Source organism: Parapedobacter lycopersici, assembly GCF_040395035.1.
Classification (GTDB): Bacteria; Bacteroidota; Bacteroidia; order Sphingobacteriales; family Sphingobacteriaceae; genus Parapedobacter; species Parapedobacter lycopersici_A.
The window spans coordinates 16,826-31,025 of sequence record NZ_JBEBRB010000016.1; the positions used below are offsets into that span (position 1 = coordinate 16,826).

17 protein-coding genes are annotated in these 14,200 nt (G+C 49.7%); 6 read left to right on the plus strand and 11 right to left on the minus strand.

From position 1 onward, the window contains the following. Positions 1-36 precede the first annotated feature (36 nt). The 3 genes from ABWO75_RS05525 to ABWO75_RS05535 are packed head-to-tail and all read right to left on the minus strand — an operon-like array spanning position 37 to position 2,287. On the minus strand, positions 37-1,662 hold the full coding sequence (locus ABWO75_RS05525; RefSeq protein ID WP_353183390.1) for a PepSY-associated TM helix domain-containing protein: 1,626 nt from the start codon (positions 1,660-1,662) through the stop codon (positions 37-39). Positions 1,663-1,667: 5 nt separating this feature from the next. Continuing rightward, a complete protein-coding gene (locus ABWO75_RS05530) occupies positions 1,668-1,901 on the minus strand; it encodes a hypothetical protein (RefSeq protein ID WP_353183392.1) in 234 nt (77 codons plus the stop codon). 53 nt (positions 1,902-1,954) lie between these two features. Next, a complete protein-coding gene (locus ABWO75_RS05535; protein ID WP_353183394.1) occupies positions 1,955-2,287 on the minus strand; it encodes a hypothetical protein in 333 nt (110 codons plus the stop codon). A 212-nt stretch (positions 2,288-2,499) separates the two neighbouring features. On the opposite strand from ABWO75_RS05535, the gene ABWO75_RS05540 reads away from it, so the two are divergent. From ABWO75_RS05540 to ABWO75_RS05550, 3 genes are all read left to right on the plus strand, one after another. Continuing rightward, on the plus strand, positions 2,500-2,952 hold the full coding sequence (locus ABWO75_RS05540) for a carboxymuconolactone decarboxylase family protein (protein ID WP_353183396.1): 453 nt from the start codon (positions 2,500-2,502) through the stop codon (positions 2,950-2,952). 64 nt (positions 2,953-3,016) lie between these two features. Then, positions 3,017-3,361 (plus strand): YciI family protein, encoded by a 345-nt coding sequence (locus tag ABWO75_RS05545; RefSeq protein ID WP_353183398.1) that lies wholly within the window; start codon positions 3,017-3,019, stop codon positions 3,359-3,361. Positions 3,362-3,422: 61 nt separating this feature from the next. Beyond that, positions 3,423-4,673: an RNA polymerase sigma factor gene (locus tag ABWO75_RS05550; RefSeq protein WP_353183400.1), complete on the plus strand. Its 1,251-nt coding sequence runs from the start codon at positions 3,423-3,425 to the stop codon at positions 4,671-4,673. A 15-nt stretch (positions 4,674-4,688) separates the two neighbouring features. Here the strand turns inward: ABWO75_RS05550 and ABWO75_RS05555 are convergent, their stop codons facing one another. The 4 genes from ABWO75_RS05555 to ABWO75_RS05570 form a co-directional block, all read right to left on the minus strand. Next, on the minus strand, positions 4,689-5,051 hold the full coding sequence (locus tag ABWO75_RS05555; protein WP_353183402.1) for a DUF4180 domain-containing protein: 363 nt from the start codon (positions 5,049-5,051) through the stop codon (positions 4,689-4,691). After that, a complete protein-coding gene (locus ABWO75_RS05560; RefSeq protein WP_353183404.1) occupies positions 5,023-5,298 on the minus strand; it encodes an Ada metal-binding domain-containing protein in 276 nt (91 codons plus the stop codon). Before ABWO75_RS05560 ends, ABWO75_RS05555 begins: the two co-directional genes overlap by 29 nt. 108 nt (positions 5,299-5,406) lie before the next feature. After that, positions 5,407-5,889, minus strand: coding sequence for a hypothetical protein (locus tag ABWO75_RS05565; RefSeq protein ID WP_353183406.1), 483 nt, complete (start codon positions 5,887-5,889; stop codon positions 5,407-5,409). A gap of 26 nt (positions 5,890-5,915) precedes the next feature. Next, positions 5,916-6,332, minus strand: a complete 417-nt coding sequence (locus ABWO75_RS05570) for a lipocalin family protein (RefSeq protein ID WP_353183408.1) — start codon at positions 6,330-6,332, stop codon at positions 5,916-5,918. 158 nt (positions 6,333-6,490) lie between these two features. Here ABWO75_RS05570 and ABWO75_RS05575 point away from each other — a divergent pair, with 158 nt between their 5' ends. Next, entirely contained in the window at positions 6,491-7,318 is an 828-nt protein-coding gene (locus tag ABWO75_RS05575; RefSeq protein ID WP_353183410.1) for a glycoside hydrolase family 16 protein, read from the plus strand. Positions 7,319-7,344: 26 nt separating this feature from the next. Here ABWO75_RS05575 and ABWO75_RS05580 read toward each other — a convergent pair whose 3' ends face one another. From ABWO75_RS05580 to ABWO75_RS05595, 4 genes are read right to left on the minus strand one after another with little or no spacing between them, the layout of a single operon-like run. Beyond that, a complete protein-coding gene (locus tag ABWO75_RS05580) occupies positions 7,345-8,922 on the minus strand; it encodes a DHA2 family efflux MFS transporter permease subunit (RefSeq protein ID WP_353183412.1) in 1,578 nt (525 codons plus the stop codon). Positions 8,923-8,926: 4 nt separating this feature from the next. Continuing rightward, positions 8,927-10,042 (minus strand): HlyD family secretion protein, encoded by a 1,116-nt coding sequence (locus ABWO75_RS05585; RefSeq protein ID WP_353183414.1) that lies wholly within the window; start codon positions 10,040-10,042, stop codon positions 8,927-8,929. Next, positions 10,042-11,448, minus strand: a complete 1,407-nt coding sequence (locus tag ABWO75_RS05590; protein ID WP_353183416.1) for a TolC family protein — start codon at positions 11,446-11,448, stop codon at positions 10,042-10,044. Before ABWO75_RS05590 ends, ABWO75_RS05585 begins: the two co-directional genes overlap by 1 nt. Before the next feature lie 23 nt (positions 11,449-11,471). Beyond that, entirely contained in the window at positions 11,472-12,107 is a 636-nt protein-coding gene (locus ABWO75_RS05595) for a TetR/AcrR family transcriptional regulator (protein ID WP_353183418.1), read from the minus strand. Between the two features lie 335 nt (positions 12,108-12,442). Between ABWO75_RS05595 and ABWO75_RS05600 the strand changes: the two genes are divergently transcribed. Both ABWO75_RS05600 and ABWO75_RS05605 read left to right on the plus strand, forming a co-directional pair. Further along, a complete protein-coding gene (locus tag ABWO75_RS05600) occupies positions 12,443-13,051 on the plus strand; it encodes an RNA polymerase sigma factor (RefSeq protein ID WP_353183420.1) in 609 nt (202 codons plus the stop codon). Positions 13,052-13,132: 81 nt separating this feature from the next. Then, on the plus strand, positions 13,133-14,188 hold the full coding sequence (locus ABWO75_RS05605; RefSeq protein ID WP_353183422.1) for a FecR family protein: 1,056 nt from the start codon (positions 13,133-13,135) through the stop codon (positions 14,186-14,188). The last annotated feature ends 12 nt before the right edge of the window (positions 14,189-14,200 follow it).

Genomic DNA, 14,200 nt, shown 5'->3' on the forward strand with positions numbered 1-14,200 from the left:
TCGGCGCATTACGAAACGGGCTTGGCATTGTATCATTTATCCCTGGTTTGCGGTCCGTTCCATTTGCTTGGCAGTGCTTCTGCGCATGACATCTTTGGGCTTCCGTGCTTTCATTTTAACGAAAGCCACCAGACCAATCGCCGAGATGGCGATCCAGAGCAGGTCGACTGCCAGGATATCCACTGCACCTTCACGCCACGTATTCCAGAGCCAGTTACCACCGAAGATGCCATTGACCACCGGCACGAGAAGGCCAAGTAGACTCCCCAGCAACAGGGTCTCGGCATGGGTGCGCCGGATATTCCGACGGACAACATAGTAGACCGACAATACCAGCCAGCTGTAAAAATAAACCGAATAAAGGGAATCCTGGCCCGAGAGGTGCGTCGCTTTTACCGCAATGAATGTGAATGCCGTTACCGGGAGCATCGTTAAACAAACGGCCAGAAATACATTGGCCGCCCAGCAGTTGAACTTCCGCTTATGGGCTGGCACGGTGTTTTTATCCCGGGCAACCAGCCAGATCATAATGCCTGATGCGGTGATAATGCATCCCATAATGCCCAGTATAAAATAGATGATCTTCAGCGGATATCCTCCGTAATCGCCAAAATGAAGGCGATATGCCAGTGCACGGACCCAGTCAATGTAACTCGCATCGGTATTGGCTGGTTTATTAAATACGACGGTGTCATCCGCAACCCGGTACACCAGTTTCCCGGTAGCGGCAAAATCCGCATGCGGATCGGCCGCACCACGAAATACAATGTGCATGCCTGCATCGCCATAGTTCTTAAACTGGATGTTGGTGAGCTGTGTTGCCGGCCATTCCCTGTCGACTTTTTGGATGATCGTGTTGATATCTATTGGTTCCTGTAATGGTTTATGCTGGTATTCAAAGGGGTCGTTACTGTAATTGTTTACGGCATCATACAACTGATTCGGATTATCCTTATATAGTAATTTACTGAATGGTAACAGCAATGCTGTGTTGAAGATGAGTACAATTCCTGTAACCGCATAGATGAACTGGTAAGGATAGCCGATGACACCGAGCACCGTATGTACATCGGTCCATACGGTCTTCCATTTGGACCATGGCCTGAATACAAAAAAATTGGATGCGATCTTATTCCAGTGCAGGAGCAGGCCGGTAATCAGGGCAAATAAAAACAGAAAGGACACCAGTCCGGCGAGAACATAGCCGAACGGGCCGGCAAAATTCAGCGGAATGGCGTTGAGTTGCGCCAAAAAATGCAGCCGGTATAAAAACTCCCCGAGGTCGTATGACTCCGTATAGGTTGATTTCCGGTGGCCGGCGAAGTCATAAGTGAGTGAAACAGCTTCAGAACCTGCAGCATTGGCGAGGCTGTCTTTCGACGGTGTGAGACTGATATACGCCTGGTAATTGTCGGCCTGCAGGTAAAGTTCCATATCCCGGCCACGGAGATCATATTGGGCGTTTATGGAATCGATCAGTGTATCGTAATCAAAAGCCAGTGTATTCGCATGGGTGTAGGATTGGCCTTTTTCCCAGGCCTGTATTTCCTTCTTGAAAAACGAAAATGAACCTGCGAAAAAGATCACATATAGTATCGCACAGACCAGTATACCGCTGATGGTATGCAAATGGAAATAGATGTTATGATTCCTGTTGTTCATGTGAATCAACGATTGAAAAGATAGAGTAACACGAATACGGCGGCGAGGGCCAGGTAAATCAGCCATATTTTCCACGCGTTTCGGGCCAGGAAGGCGCACAGTAACAGGATCGCCCATAAGATATAGCCCGAGAAGAAGGCAGTGGCCACCACCGCATCTTTGTTAAAAACCGATGTCAGCGCGAGATGCGCGGAAATCATGACGGCATAGCCTCCGACAAAACCGGCTGTAATTTTCATGAACCGCTGAAAAGGGGATTTTGTAAGGTATTTTTTGTTCGCAGGCATGATGGCTATGCAATAAAATATTCACAGGTCAGCGCAGCCAGGTAAAGCAGCACCAGGGTAAATCTGTTCAGGAAACGATAAGGGGCCAGTGTTACGATCAGACTTCCCATTCCCATGATCATAACGATTAACGAAAAAATACCGGCACCGGCTCCGTTGCGATCAATCAAAATAAGCGCAGCCACCGCTGTTAACAGTCCGGCTAGTGATTTGGACAACATCGGGCGTCGTTCCAGCACCTTCGTCCATGGACGCTTCCCGGACCATCGCATCCGGTGCGAAGTATTGTAAAAAAGGAAAAATGCCATAAATAACATCAGCAGGACAGAGCTGTACATGTTGCAATTTGATATTTAGACTAGTTATAGTTAGTGTAAAGGTAGCGGTTGGACGCAATATGTCAAGTATAAATTTTACTTAATGCCAAGAAAAGGATTCGTGCTTGGGATGTGCGATGGAACAGCACCACCGAAAATTTTTTCCGGTAATTGTCCAATCCCGGTGGTTCGATTGTCATTGGGGTATAACTTCATTTTTAAATTTTATACTCATGGAACAACGGATCAATATCCAAGAACAAGGACAGGAAGCACTAAAGGGCCTTTTTGGCATTGGTGCCTATTTGAAGAAATCAGCGATTGGGCAACCGCTCCTGAACTTGGTTTATTTTCGGGTGTCGCAGCTGAATCAATGCGCTTATTGCCTGGACATGCATTATAAGGACGCCCGTGCAGAAGGCGAAACCGAACAGCGGCTGTACGGATTAAGTGCCTGGCGAGCGGCACCGTACTACACCGACCGTGAACGGGCGGCGCTGGCCTGGGCGGAAGCAATTACCGCATGTGCTGCACCGGATGCGCTATATAACGAAGTAACCGCCGTGTTCAGCGACCGGGAGGTAGTTGACCTGACACTGGCCATTACCACGATTAATACCTGGAACCGGATTAATCATGCCTTTTACAATGAACCGGGTACTTACCGTCCGGGACAATTTGGATAAGTTTATATTTGCCTATACCGGATATACTTGAATACATTTATTTACCCCATAAAATACAAATACCATGAACGAGTTTTTAATCGCGATCCATCGGGATCTCAAAAGCAAAGACGCTAAACCATCGCCTGAACAGATGCAGGAAGCCATCAAACCTTTCCAGGATTGGATCGGCAGTATCGCCGCACAGAACAAACTGGTGGCACCGCCCAAGCGATGGGATCTGGGTGGGCGTGTGGTCACTTCAGCTACGGTGACAGACGGGCCCTATGCCGAAATCAAGGAATCCATCGGTGGCCTGGTCCTGATCCGGGCCGAGAGTTATGACGACGCCGTGGAAATTGCAAAAGGCTGCCCGGTACTAAAATGGGGCGCAACCGTGGAGGTACGCATGGCGTTGACGGCCGGATAGGATTTGGATTTATCAATTGCCCGGGAACCGCAGTGCCGCGGTTCCCGGGTATGATTAAGTGATGATGGACAACCACGTATTGATACCCCACTTATTCCGCACGGAATACCGGAAGCTGGTTTCCGTGCTGTGCCGCCTGTTCGGTATTTCCCACATCGAGGTGGCGGAAGATATCGTTTCCGATACGTTTTTGACGGCGACGGAAACGTGGAGCCTGGACGGCGTGCCGGCAAACCCCACAGCCTGGCTTTATACTGTGGCCAAAAATAAGACGAGAAACCAGCTGAAACGGCACCTGCTCTTTGAGCAGAAACTGGCACCCGCCGTCACCTATGAAACGGATGCCACCGATATACTGGAAATTGATTTTTCCGAAAAACACATTGCCGATAGTCAGCTGGCCATGTTGTTTACCGTTTGTGATCCAGCGGTTTCGACAGCATCCCAGATTGCACTGGCGCTGAATCTGCTATGTGGTTTTGGAATCCAGGAAATAGCCGACGCATTCCTTACGAATAAGGAGGTCATTTATAAGCGGATCAACCGAGCAAAGGAAAAACTGAAAGCCGCGGCAATCAAGATCGAACAGCCCTCGCTGTCCGCAATTGATGCGCGGCTGGAAGTGGTGCTTACCACCATCTACCTGCTGTTTTCCGAAGGATATTATTCTACCTCGCACCATACCGTTCTGCGCCAGGAGTTCTGTGCCGAGGCTATGCGGTTATGTGATCAGCTGATTGCTAACAGGCGTACCGCCACGCCGGCAGTCCATGCCCTTATGGCTCTTATGTGCTTCCATGCTTCCCGTTTTGACGCCCGGACAGGCGACCACGGGGAGATTATCCTCTATCGCGACCAGGATGACACACGGTGGGACAGGGCACTAATCGAAAGGGGCCAACATTACCTAAACACGGCGTCCACCGGGATTCAGGTTTCCAGGTATCACCTGGAAGCGGGGATCGCCTATTGGCATACGCAGCGGGCCGATACCACGGAAAAATGGGAAAACATACTGACACTATATAACCACCTGCTTACCATTGCCTATTCACCGATTGCCGCACTGAACCGTACGTTTGCGTTGGCGAAAGTCAGGGGGAAGGCTGCGGCTATTGCCGAAGCCGAAAAGCTGCAGCTTACGGGCAACCTATTCTACTACTCACTGCTGGGCAACCTCTATACCGGTATCGATAACCGGCAGGCGCTGGCCTATTACCGGGCGGCGTTGAAGGCTGTCGGCACGGACGCGGACCGCGAGATCATCCAGCGGCACATCACCGCGCTTTCTTCCGATATTCAGGATAGCTGAGCGGGAAGCGATTGGTTACCGCAGCGCCAATTTTTCCAATGCCGCTTCCGTTGAGGCAACGAAATTAACGATCCGTCCCTTATTGCTTTCGTAAATAAAGTCGCGCAGGCTTTTGGATGGGAACTGGTCGAAATCGCCTACAATGGCCAGGCGCACACGATAATTGGAAAACTTTTGCAGTAGTTCTCCCGCGATACCGTTTTGCAGATCGAAAAAGGCAGGTGTGATATTTTTTTGATGAATAACGATGCTGTCGAATCCCTGATAATACAGGTTTCCCATCAGATCCAGTCCATCGGCTGCATCGTGCAGCAAAATCTCGTCGGTGACGACCTCAGCGACTTTACTGTTACCTAGGAGATGTGTTACTATATTCATAAAATCCGGTGATTTTTTTCCAGTTGCGGTACGCCGTCTTCATGCAGTTTCCGCATGGCCGGTATCCCTGTTGCCGGGCTTCTTCCTCGGAACAAAAGAATACCCGGTTTTCCCTTTTCATTTTTTTCCCTGATCCGCACCGCAGTGTGCCATAAATCTTCAATGCGCCATTACCAGCCCAGGAAATCTGTTTTTTCCGGATTAAACTTCGTAAGTTGCCCTTACTTATGTGGGTATGCCTTATCATTGATTGCTGCCATTTACCACCTTTCCCTCGTGTTGGCTGTGATGGGATTTCGGTGCCTAAAGAGCGAATGTATTAAAATAATCGGGATGTGGCACCACAGTTTACGTTTTAAAACGTAAACCGCAGGCCAATGCCGAACCGCGCTGCCAGAAACTCGCTGTCGCCGTCATACAACAAAAATTTTGGCCGCCAATCGAAAGATAGGTCAATCGGCGCTTTCGCAATCTTGTAATCAAGTCCTGCAGCGGGTACAATGCCAAAAGTAGCGTCGACATCTTCTTCAAAAAAGATATTCCCACCAATGCCGAGGTACCATTGCAGTCCGTCCAGTTCACCAATCGGCTGGTTGTACTGGTACATGGCCTGCAAACTGGTTACCCCGCCACCAAAGAGTACAGCACCCTCCCCGGCATGATTCGGTGCAAAAAAGTGCTTTACATGCGGGCCTACGAGTGTGACTCCCTCACCGACGTCAATGAGTAGGCCGGCTCCGGTGCGATACGGTTGTGCCGCGGATTGCGCAGTAGCGAAAAAGACAGTACAGGTCAGGCAGCATGCCAGGACAGCGCTAATAAACATCTTGGATTTCATGGTTTTTAATTAAAAATTAGTAAGGATTATTTTCGGAAAATCAGTGCAAAGGGCTCACCATCAAAGGTAATGCTCAGTTGTAACGTTTGGTTATCATCATTTAGGGATATGCCCAGGGGTTCCCGTTCACCGTCGGTAATTACGTAATAGGTGCCGCCGTCATTTTCCCAGGCGGCCGACTGAGACTCCGTTTGACAGGAGGCATCCGGCTGACCTGATGGTACTGAAATAAAGAGCGTGAGGTTGTTTTCGTTTACATCGAAACGTGTATCCTGGAAACAGGGTTCGTTCGTAACCTCAATAACCTCTTCACCATTGTAAATTGCGCGTAACTGCCACGCCCCAATCAGTGGGTCCTGCTGACCATTCGGCCCCTCATCATCTTTTGAACAGGAGAGCACAGTTAATGTGGTGAGTGCCATCATAAAAAGGAAACGTTTCATAATTGTATGTTTCTGGGTTATGCGTTATTTATCTGTCAGATGCAAAGATAGTTTCCGGGAATACACGGGTAAATCCCAGAAAACCAGTATTTCTTGTCCGTGCAACCGAAAATAAACGGTAACTTTAGACATGGTGTAAATGATTAACGAACGATGCAATGAATAAAACGCATATTGTATTGCTGTTAATGGCAACGTTATTTGCTGCCTGCAAGGTCACGGAACGTATTGGGGACAACCGGCATATTTATGTGCAGCGGGAGGGGAGGGAAGCAAAAAACTGGAAACTTATCTGGCATGACGAATTCGATGAAGCTGCACTCGACACGTCCAAATGGTCGCGCATTACGCCGGGCACTTCCGACTGGAACCGGCATATGAGCGTCGATGATCAGCTTTTCCGATTGGATAACGGACAATTATACCTCTTGGGTATCAACAACCCGGATACTTCGATTGACCATCGTCCGTATCTTACGGGAGGTATTCGGAGTAAGGGTAAATTTGCATTCCAGTACGGGAGGGTGGAAATCCGTGCAAAGCTGGAAAATGCGCAGGGAGCGTGGCCGGCCCTGTGGATGCTGGCCGAACAGAACCGGTATGGCGCGTATCCGCGAAATGGCGAGATTGATATCATGGAGCACCTAAATCACGATACGATTATTTACCAGACTACCCATTCCCACTATACGCTCAACCTGAAGCAGACGGATCATCCGCCTCATTCCGGCATAGCACCGCTTCCGGGTGACGGGTACCATGTTTTTGGCATCAGCTGGTATCCGGACCGGATTGTATTCCAGCTGGATGGTCAGGATACGTTCACCTATCCGCGCGTCGCAGGCGTAGATCCCTCACAATGGCCATACGATCAACCCTTTTACCTGCTGATTGACCAGCAACTGGGCGGCAGCTGGGTAGGTGAGGTGGACCCTGCACAGCTGCCCGTACAACTGATTGTGGATTGGGTTAGGATATACCAGTAGCTGTACATTGGTACACGACGTAGCCGCTAATGAGCGGCAGACACATCAATTTTATCTGTTGACATGTTGTTTTTCAACATCAGAATAAAAGGCACGCAGATCAGGAACATGATTCCGATGTACAGGAATACATCCATATACGAGAGGACGGCGGCCTGGCTCATAACGGATCCGTCCAGCGCATGCAATGCGGCGGCCCGGGCCTCGTTTGCTGGCATTCCATGCTGCATAAAATTGGCAACCATTCCCTGATAACTTTGCTGAAAAACTTCATTTTCCGGATTGATGTGGCCAATCAGGTCGTTTCGGTGCAACGCATTCCGGCGGGTCATGAACGTCGTGATCAGGGCAATACCAAAAGAGCCGCCAAGCTGGCGCATCATTCCGGTAAACGCCGCACCCTGACCGATTTGTTTCCCCCGCAAGGTAGACAGCGATAACGTAGTAACCGGAATAAACAGCATACTCATCGCCAGGCCCCGCAGCATCAACATCCAGAAAAATGCGTCGTCACCGGTATCGGGTGTCAAAATGTGGTATCCCCACATGCAAAAAATGAAAAACAGAAACATGCCGGAAGCCGCCAGGTATTTTTGCCGGACACCCCGCTGGATGGCCTGCCCGATGATAGGCATCATAAAAGCGGTTACCAATGATGAGGGCACCATCAGCAGGCCTGCCTGGTAGGCGGTCCAGCCCAATGAATTCTGGGTATATAGCGGAATGATGAATGTGGATCCATATAAGCCGAACCCGAGAATGAACGAGAGTATAGTCCCGACCCGAAGGTTGCTGTTTTTTAACACCCGTAACTCCACAATGGGATTTTTATAGGTTAGTTCCCGCCAGATAAAGAGGTAGGCACATATACCGCATAAGATGGCGAATCCCAGAATCATGCCGCTGGAGAACCAGTCTTCCTCCTGTCCACGTTCCAGTACGAACTGGAGCGAGCCCACGGCGCCGGCAAGAAACACGATCCCCCACCAATCGATCTGACTTGCTGCCTGTTTCTCGCCATATTTCGGACTTTTTATATACGTTAACGTGAGCATGGTGGCAATGACACCGATGGGTAAATTGATGTAAAAGATATACGGCCAGCTGTAATGTTCCACGATATACCCGCCCAATGGCGGACCAAGTGTGGGGCCTACAATGACTCCCAGCCCGTAAATGGCCTGGGCCATACCGCGTTTTTCTACCGGGTACGCCTCGGTAATGATGGTCTGCGAGGTTACCAGCAGGGCTCCTCCGCCCACGCCCTGAAGGAAGCGGAAAAGTACAAGCTCCCACATCGTCGTAGCGTTCCCGCATAAAAACGAACAGATCGTAAAAAGGACAATGGAAGCGGCGAAGTAATTACTCCGACCGAATTGCTGCGACAGAAAACTGGTTAACGGCACGACAATTACATTCCCAATCGCATAGGCGGTGATCACCCAGCCGATTTCGCTTAACGTGGCACCCATGCTGCCGCGCATCTCATTGAGGGCCACATTGATAATTGTGGTGTCCACAATTTCCAACAGGGCACAGCAAACCGCGGTAATAGTCACGATTACCCTGCGAAAACCGTATTCGACTGTTAAGTCCTGTTGCATGGTATCAGTTAAGGTACACGTCTACCAGCACGTTCATACCGGTCCGGATTTTCTCAATAAAATTTGCATTGCCCGGTTCCCGGTCAAAATCAATACGGACCGGCACCCGCTGCACTACTTTCACAAAATTACCCGAAGCGTTATCCGGTGGCAAAAGCGATTGGACAGCGCCAGTAGCAGGGGAGAAGGAGGTGATCGTTCCGTGCAGTGTGGTATCGGGATATGCATCTACCTGGATAGCTACTTTCTGTCCGACATGCATGTGGGTCAGCTGGGTTTCCTTAAAATTCGCAACAACCCACTTGTCTGTGGCCGGTACAATATGAAACAAGGATTGGCCGGCGGCCAGAAACTGGCCGGGCTGCAGGTTAACCTTGCCTACCTGACCGTCTACAGCGGCCGTAATCACCGTATACGAAAGGGTCAGGCGTGCGGCATCCACCTCGGCCTCGCGCTGTCTGATCAGCGCATTGGCTACCTGGGTCTGGCTGCTGCTTACTGACTTCTGCCGGCTCACCGCATCCACCTGCCGCGCGGCGGACTGTCGTTGTGACTCCAGAATATCGAGTCGTTTTTCGGCCAGCTGCCTGGTAGCCAAGGCTTGCTCATATTGCTGCTGGGTAATGCTGTGATCGGCGATGAGGTTAGCATACCGTTCAAAATCCTTTTCTGCACGCCAAAGGTCAATTTTCGCTGATTCAATCTGGGCCTCCACCGTCCCGATATTGACTTCAGATGTGTTGATATTTGCCTGGGCCACGGCCACACCTGCACCTGCTGCAACGACATTGCTTTTTGCCGATTCGAGCATCGCCTCTGCCTGCGCAAGTTTTATCTTGAAATCCCGGTTATCGAGAACCACCAGGGTGTCGCCTGCACGTACCTGTTCATTATCCTTGACCCGGACTTCCCGGATGTAACCCGATATCCGTGGAATTACCGGACTGATTACCGAGACTACCTGCGCGTCATCGGTTTCCTCGTGGTGCTGTGCGTGGAGGTATTTGATAATACCATACGTGCCGCCGATTAAAATAAGTACGATAAAAACGAGGGCGAACCGTCTGTTTCCTGATTTTTTCCCAGCCGCTTCGGCCGGATGCTGTTGAGTTGTTTCCATTACTTATTGTGATACCTGTTGATGGGTTGTTCGTTTTGCTGCGATGCTGACAGAGCTACCGTGATACCCGCACGTTCATGGAGCTGATAGTATGAAACCAGGGCATCGGCCTTCGCATATTCATAATCGATGTGGGTTTGTAACCTGGCTACATCCGCATCCAGCAGATCAGTTGTGGTCGCCAGGCTATTGTCATATTTATTTTTTGTTATCCGGAAATTTTCATCGGCCTGTACCATCGCTTTCTGGCAAACGGTTATTTTTTTCAGGCTTTGATCCAGGTCCTGATAGGCTTGATGGATTTCGATTTTGATGTCGTCCTGCAGTTGCTCCCGATTCCAATTCAAAGCCTCCTCCCGCGCACGGGCCCGCTGCACGGTGGCACCCGCTTTATATAGCGAAGCCAGGTTATAGCTCAATCCTGCACCTGCATTCATGGCATTGGTCACGGTGAGCGCATGGGGGACATTAACTGCTACGTAGCCCGCACGCAGCGCCAGGGTGGGGTAGTAACTGCTTTTAGCCCCTGTTACTGCGGCACGTGCTGCAAGGATTCTGTTTTCCAGTGCTTTTTCATCGGCACGGTGGTTCAGTGCCGTTTGTTCCCAATCCATTAGCGTACCGGCAGCTGCGCGCCCTTCCACTACGGTGCTGTCAAGTAGCAGCGGCGTATTTTCAGCGATCCCCAGCATAAGGTCAAAATTGTAGTTGGATATCTGTTCCTCATTTTTTGCGGTCAGCAACGCCAATTCCAGGTTGCTTTCCTGCAACTGGACCTTTAACAGGTCGTTACGTGCTACCAGGCCGTTTGCCTCCATATTAATAAAGTCGGCCACCCTCCGGTTTGAAGACCGCAGGTTCTCTTCCACTAATTTGACAGCGGCCTGGGCCTTATACAGGTTAACGTATGCCGCAACGGTATTCTGTATTACCTGCTGCCTGTTGTCTTCGGCATCCAGCTCAGCCGCTTTTTCGAGGTATTTAGCCGATTCGATTCCACTGCTGATCCGTCCGCCCGAGAATAGGGGCAAGGTAGCGGTAGCCATGCCAAACATGGCCTGACTGACGTTGGGCGTAGCGGCACCCTGCTCCGCTTCACCATTGGCCTCCTGGGTGCCGCCGATTTTCAGCTGCACATTCGGCTTATTTACCCGGAGGTATTGCCCCGATACATCGATGTCGGGCAGCCGGTGGTTTTTAGCCTCTTTCACCGTTGCAATAGCCTCATCAATTTGGCTGTTTGCTATTTTCAACGTATGACTGTGGTTCAGGCTTAACGCAATGGCCTCTTCCAGGCCCAATGCCCGCGACTGGCCATAGGCCGTTGCCGCGCCGGGACCAATCAGGCTAACCGCAACCAGTAAACCAGTACTAATTCGTCTACAGTATAATTGGATTATGTTCATTTGAATAGCTTAATTTGTTTACGTTATTGCCCTTCATCAAAGGTCAGGTACGCGATGAACATGCGTTTCAGGTGTTTTCGTAACGCGTTGATACGTTTCTTTTTAGCGACTTCCTTTTCCTCGACGGTCCATTGTGTATGTTCCATTTCATACCGGTGGTTGGCCAGATTCTGATTGACACTGCCGATTAACACGGACGACATAAAAAAGACATCCACGTCTTTCCGGAATACGCCGAGACGCTGTCCGTTTTTCACGGCTTTTTCCACCAGCCTCCGGTTGGTTGTCTTCAACTCGTAGATCATGTCGAATAATGGCCCTTCTTTGATAACGCTCGATTCGCGCATCATCAGCCGGTGGAACAACTGGTGCTGTACCAGCATGTCAATGAAAATATCAATGAATTTTTCGACCTTTTCAATGGGTGAATGCGTTTTCTCGTAAATGATGTCGCGCAGTATCTCCCGCATGGTGCCGAAACGATGAATAAAAATAGCTTCCAGCAACTTATCTTTTGAACCGAAGTAATAGGATACCATGGCAACGTTTACCTCGGCTGCCCGCGCAATATCGCGTATTGAGGTTTTATGATAACCATGATCCGCAAAAAGCGCCAGTGCGACGTCCATGATCTGCCGTTGTTTTTCACTATATTCCATCTTGCTGACTTTGATGATGCAAAACTAAACAAACGTTTAATTTAAACAACTGTTTGATTTTTTTACTCAGACAAGTGTATATGGTAACGTGTTGTTTTATAGTATTTTAATATGTGCTTTTTGTTTGTCAGATTAGCGTAAAATCGTACGGTAACTATTGGACACAGGTTGGTTACGCTGGAAGTTGCCTTTTAGCTTACGATTGCGTGTAACGTTCAGCAGCACCGAAACCGGAAGGAATGGGTGCTGATTTTTTCCTGAGCGATATGCTGGATTAACAATTTAATAACGAATTGTTGATTATCCGTTCACCACGCACTTGATAGTTTTGCGTCATGCGTAATATGCATAAATTGCCCAGTGAATCAGCCGAGCTGATCGCCCTTGCTTCGGGAGATGCCGCTGCATTTAATGCCGTTTACCGGCGTCATTATAAAGCGGTTTACGCCAATATTTTCAAACTGGTAAAAAAAACGGAACACGCCGAGGACATTCTGCAGGACGTGTTTGTGTCGCTTTGGCAAAATCGTTTTAAAATCCGGTCCGACCGGCCGGTAGCGGGGTGGTTGTTTGTCGTAAGCTACCATAAGGCACTTACTTTTTTAAAACAGGCGGTACGGCGACCAGAGGAATACGTGGACAGTTATGTGCGGTTTGAACCATTACTGGATGACGAAACGCACGACGAGGCTGTCTTTGAACAGCGGCTGAATGCCATCGAAGAAGCAGTTGAATCACTTTCTGCCCGGCGGAAAGCAGTGTTCCGGCTGTGCCGGCTCGAGGGGAAGACAAACGAAGAAGCCGCGGACATGCTCGACCTCTCCACCGAGACGGTAAAAGATTATTTGAAACACGCTACCAAGGCCATAAAGGTATATATCGGTGCTAAATATCCGCAACACCTCGCGGAAATAGCGGTATTGTTCATGCTACTGTCCAATTGATCTTTTTGTTAAGATAACTTAACGATTGTTTAACCTGATTACCCACCCCCTTTTTCCAGCCTTATCGTATTTATTATTGAAATGACAAACAGGAATCTACAGCAGTTGATTGAAAAGTTTTGGTCGGGAAAGGCTTCTGAAGAGGAAAGGCACATCTTGCTGGATTACCTTCACCGTCATCGGGAGCTGCGAACCCTGATGGAGCGTACATATATGCGGAACGACCATTCGGAAAAGCAACCCATCATCGACGTGCCGCAATCCGATACGTGGTTACAGCGTATACACGTTCGGGCGGGAATAACCGGTCAGACAGCCCAACGCACACGGATTAGGCCAGTCCTGTGGATTTCTGCTGCGGCGATGCTTGTGTTAAGTCTGGCGGTTGGGCTAACGCTGCACATCCTGTCTCGACCGGAACAAATCCCGCAGGAACAGGCGCTGGTTGTTCCCGCGCCGATCACCCATCAAAATACGGGGCAGGAAGCGAAGCTGATTTCACTGCCGGACAGTTCTGTTGTCCGCCTTTCGCCGAACAGCGAACTCACGTATTCTTCCGAATACGGAAGCAACGCCCGGGGAGTCCGGTTAAGCGGTAGGGCCATTTTCAAGGTGATGCCGAATCGGGAGAAGCCATTTACGGTATATGCTAATGGGTTCGCCACTACGGCACTGGGTACCGAATTCATTGTCAGCACCCGGGAAGCAGGTAAAACGATGATCCAACTGTTATCCGGAAAAGTTGTGGTCACTTCTACCCGGTCCGCCCCATTTGTGATGGCAGCTACTTATCTCAAACCCGGTGATGAACTCCGCATCGATGCGCTGGAAGAGACACTTTCCATGACACATACCCCGTCACTGGGTTCCGGCGACGTCAGGGGCCGGCTAAAAAGCAGGGGAGTTGCTGAAACCCTGCAATTCAGCCGGACTCCCCTGGTAGATGTATTCCAGCGGCTGGCCGAAGCACGGGGGATACGCATCACGGTGCAGGGAACCCGTTTGAAGGGGCTGTCGTTTTCCGGTGCTTTTTTGCCAACGGATTCGCTTGAAACCATGCTGTCCATTGTATGCACCATGAATGATTTGAATTATCGATATGAAAAAGAGGATCACATTGTAATTACCAACAAGTAAATACCGAGATTT

Coding starts and splice junctions, on each gene's coding strand:
- ABWO75_RS05525 (WP_353183390.1), bottom strand. CDS start 1,662: ATGAACAACAGGAATCATAACATCTATTTCCATTTGCATACCATCAGC.
- ABWO75_RS05530 (WP_353183392.1), bottom strand. CDS start 1,901: ATGAAAATTACAGCCGGTTTTGTCGGAGGCTATGCCGTCATGATTTCC.
- ABWO75_RS05535 (WP_353183394.1), bottom strand. CDS start 2,287: ATGTACAGCTCTGTCCTGCTGATGTTATTTATGGCATTTTTCCTTTTT.
- ABWO75_RS05540 (WP_353183396.1), top strand. CDS start 2,500: ATGGAACAACGGATCAATATCCAAGAACAAGGACAGGAAGCACTAAAG.
- ABWO75_RS05545 (WP_353183398.1), top strand. CDS start 3,017: ATGAACGAGTTTTTAATCGCGATCCATCGGGATCTCAAAAGCAAAGAC.
- ABWO75_RS05550 (WP_353183400.1), top strand. CDS start 3,423: ATGATGGACAACCACGTATTGATACCCCACTTATTCCGCACGGAATAC.
- ABWO75_RS05555 (WP_353183402.1), bottom strand. CDS start 5,051: ATGAATATAGTAACACATCTCCTAGGTAACAGTAAAGTCGCTGAGGTC.
- ABWO75_RS05560 (WP_353183404.1), bottom strand. CDS start 5,298: ATGATAAGGCATACCCACATAAGTAAGGGCAACTTACGAAGTTTAATC.
- ABWO75_RS05565 (WP_353183406.1), bottom strand. CDS start 5,889: ATGAAATCCAAGATGTTTATTAGCGCTGTCCTGGCATGCTGCCTGACC.
- ABWO75_RS05570 (WP_353183408.1), bottom strand. CDS start 6,332: ATGAAACGTTTCCTTTTTATGATGGCACTCACCACATTAACTGTGCTC.
- ABWO75_RS05575 (WP_353183410.1), top strand. CDS start 6,491: ATGAATAAAACGCATATTGTATTGCTGTTAATGGCAACGTTATTTGCT.
- ABWO75_RS05580 (WP_353183412.1), bottom strand. CDS start 8,922: ATGCAACAGGACTTAACAGTCGAATACGGTTTTCGCAGGGTAATCGTG.
- ABWO75_RS05585 (WP_353183414.1), bottom strand. CDS start 10,042: ATGGAAACAACTCAACAGCATCCGGCCGAAGCGGCTGGGAAAAAATCA.
- ABWO75_RS05590 (WP_353183416.1), bottom strand. CDS start 11,448: ATGAACATAATCCAATTATACTGTAGACGAATTAGTACTGGTTTACTG.
- ABWO75_RS05595 (WP_353183418.1), bottom strand. CDS start 12,107: ATGGAATATAGTGAAAAACAACGGCAGATCATGGACGTCGCACTGGCG.
- ABWO75_RS05600 (WP_353183420.1), top strand. CDS start 12,443: ATGCGTAATATGCATAAATTGCCCAGTGAATCAGCCGAGCTGATCGCC.
- ABWO75_RS05605 (WP_353183422.1), top strand. CDS start 13,133: ATGACAAACAGGAATCTACAGCAGTTGATTGAAAAGTTTTGGTCGGGA.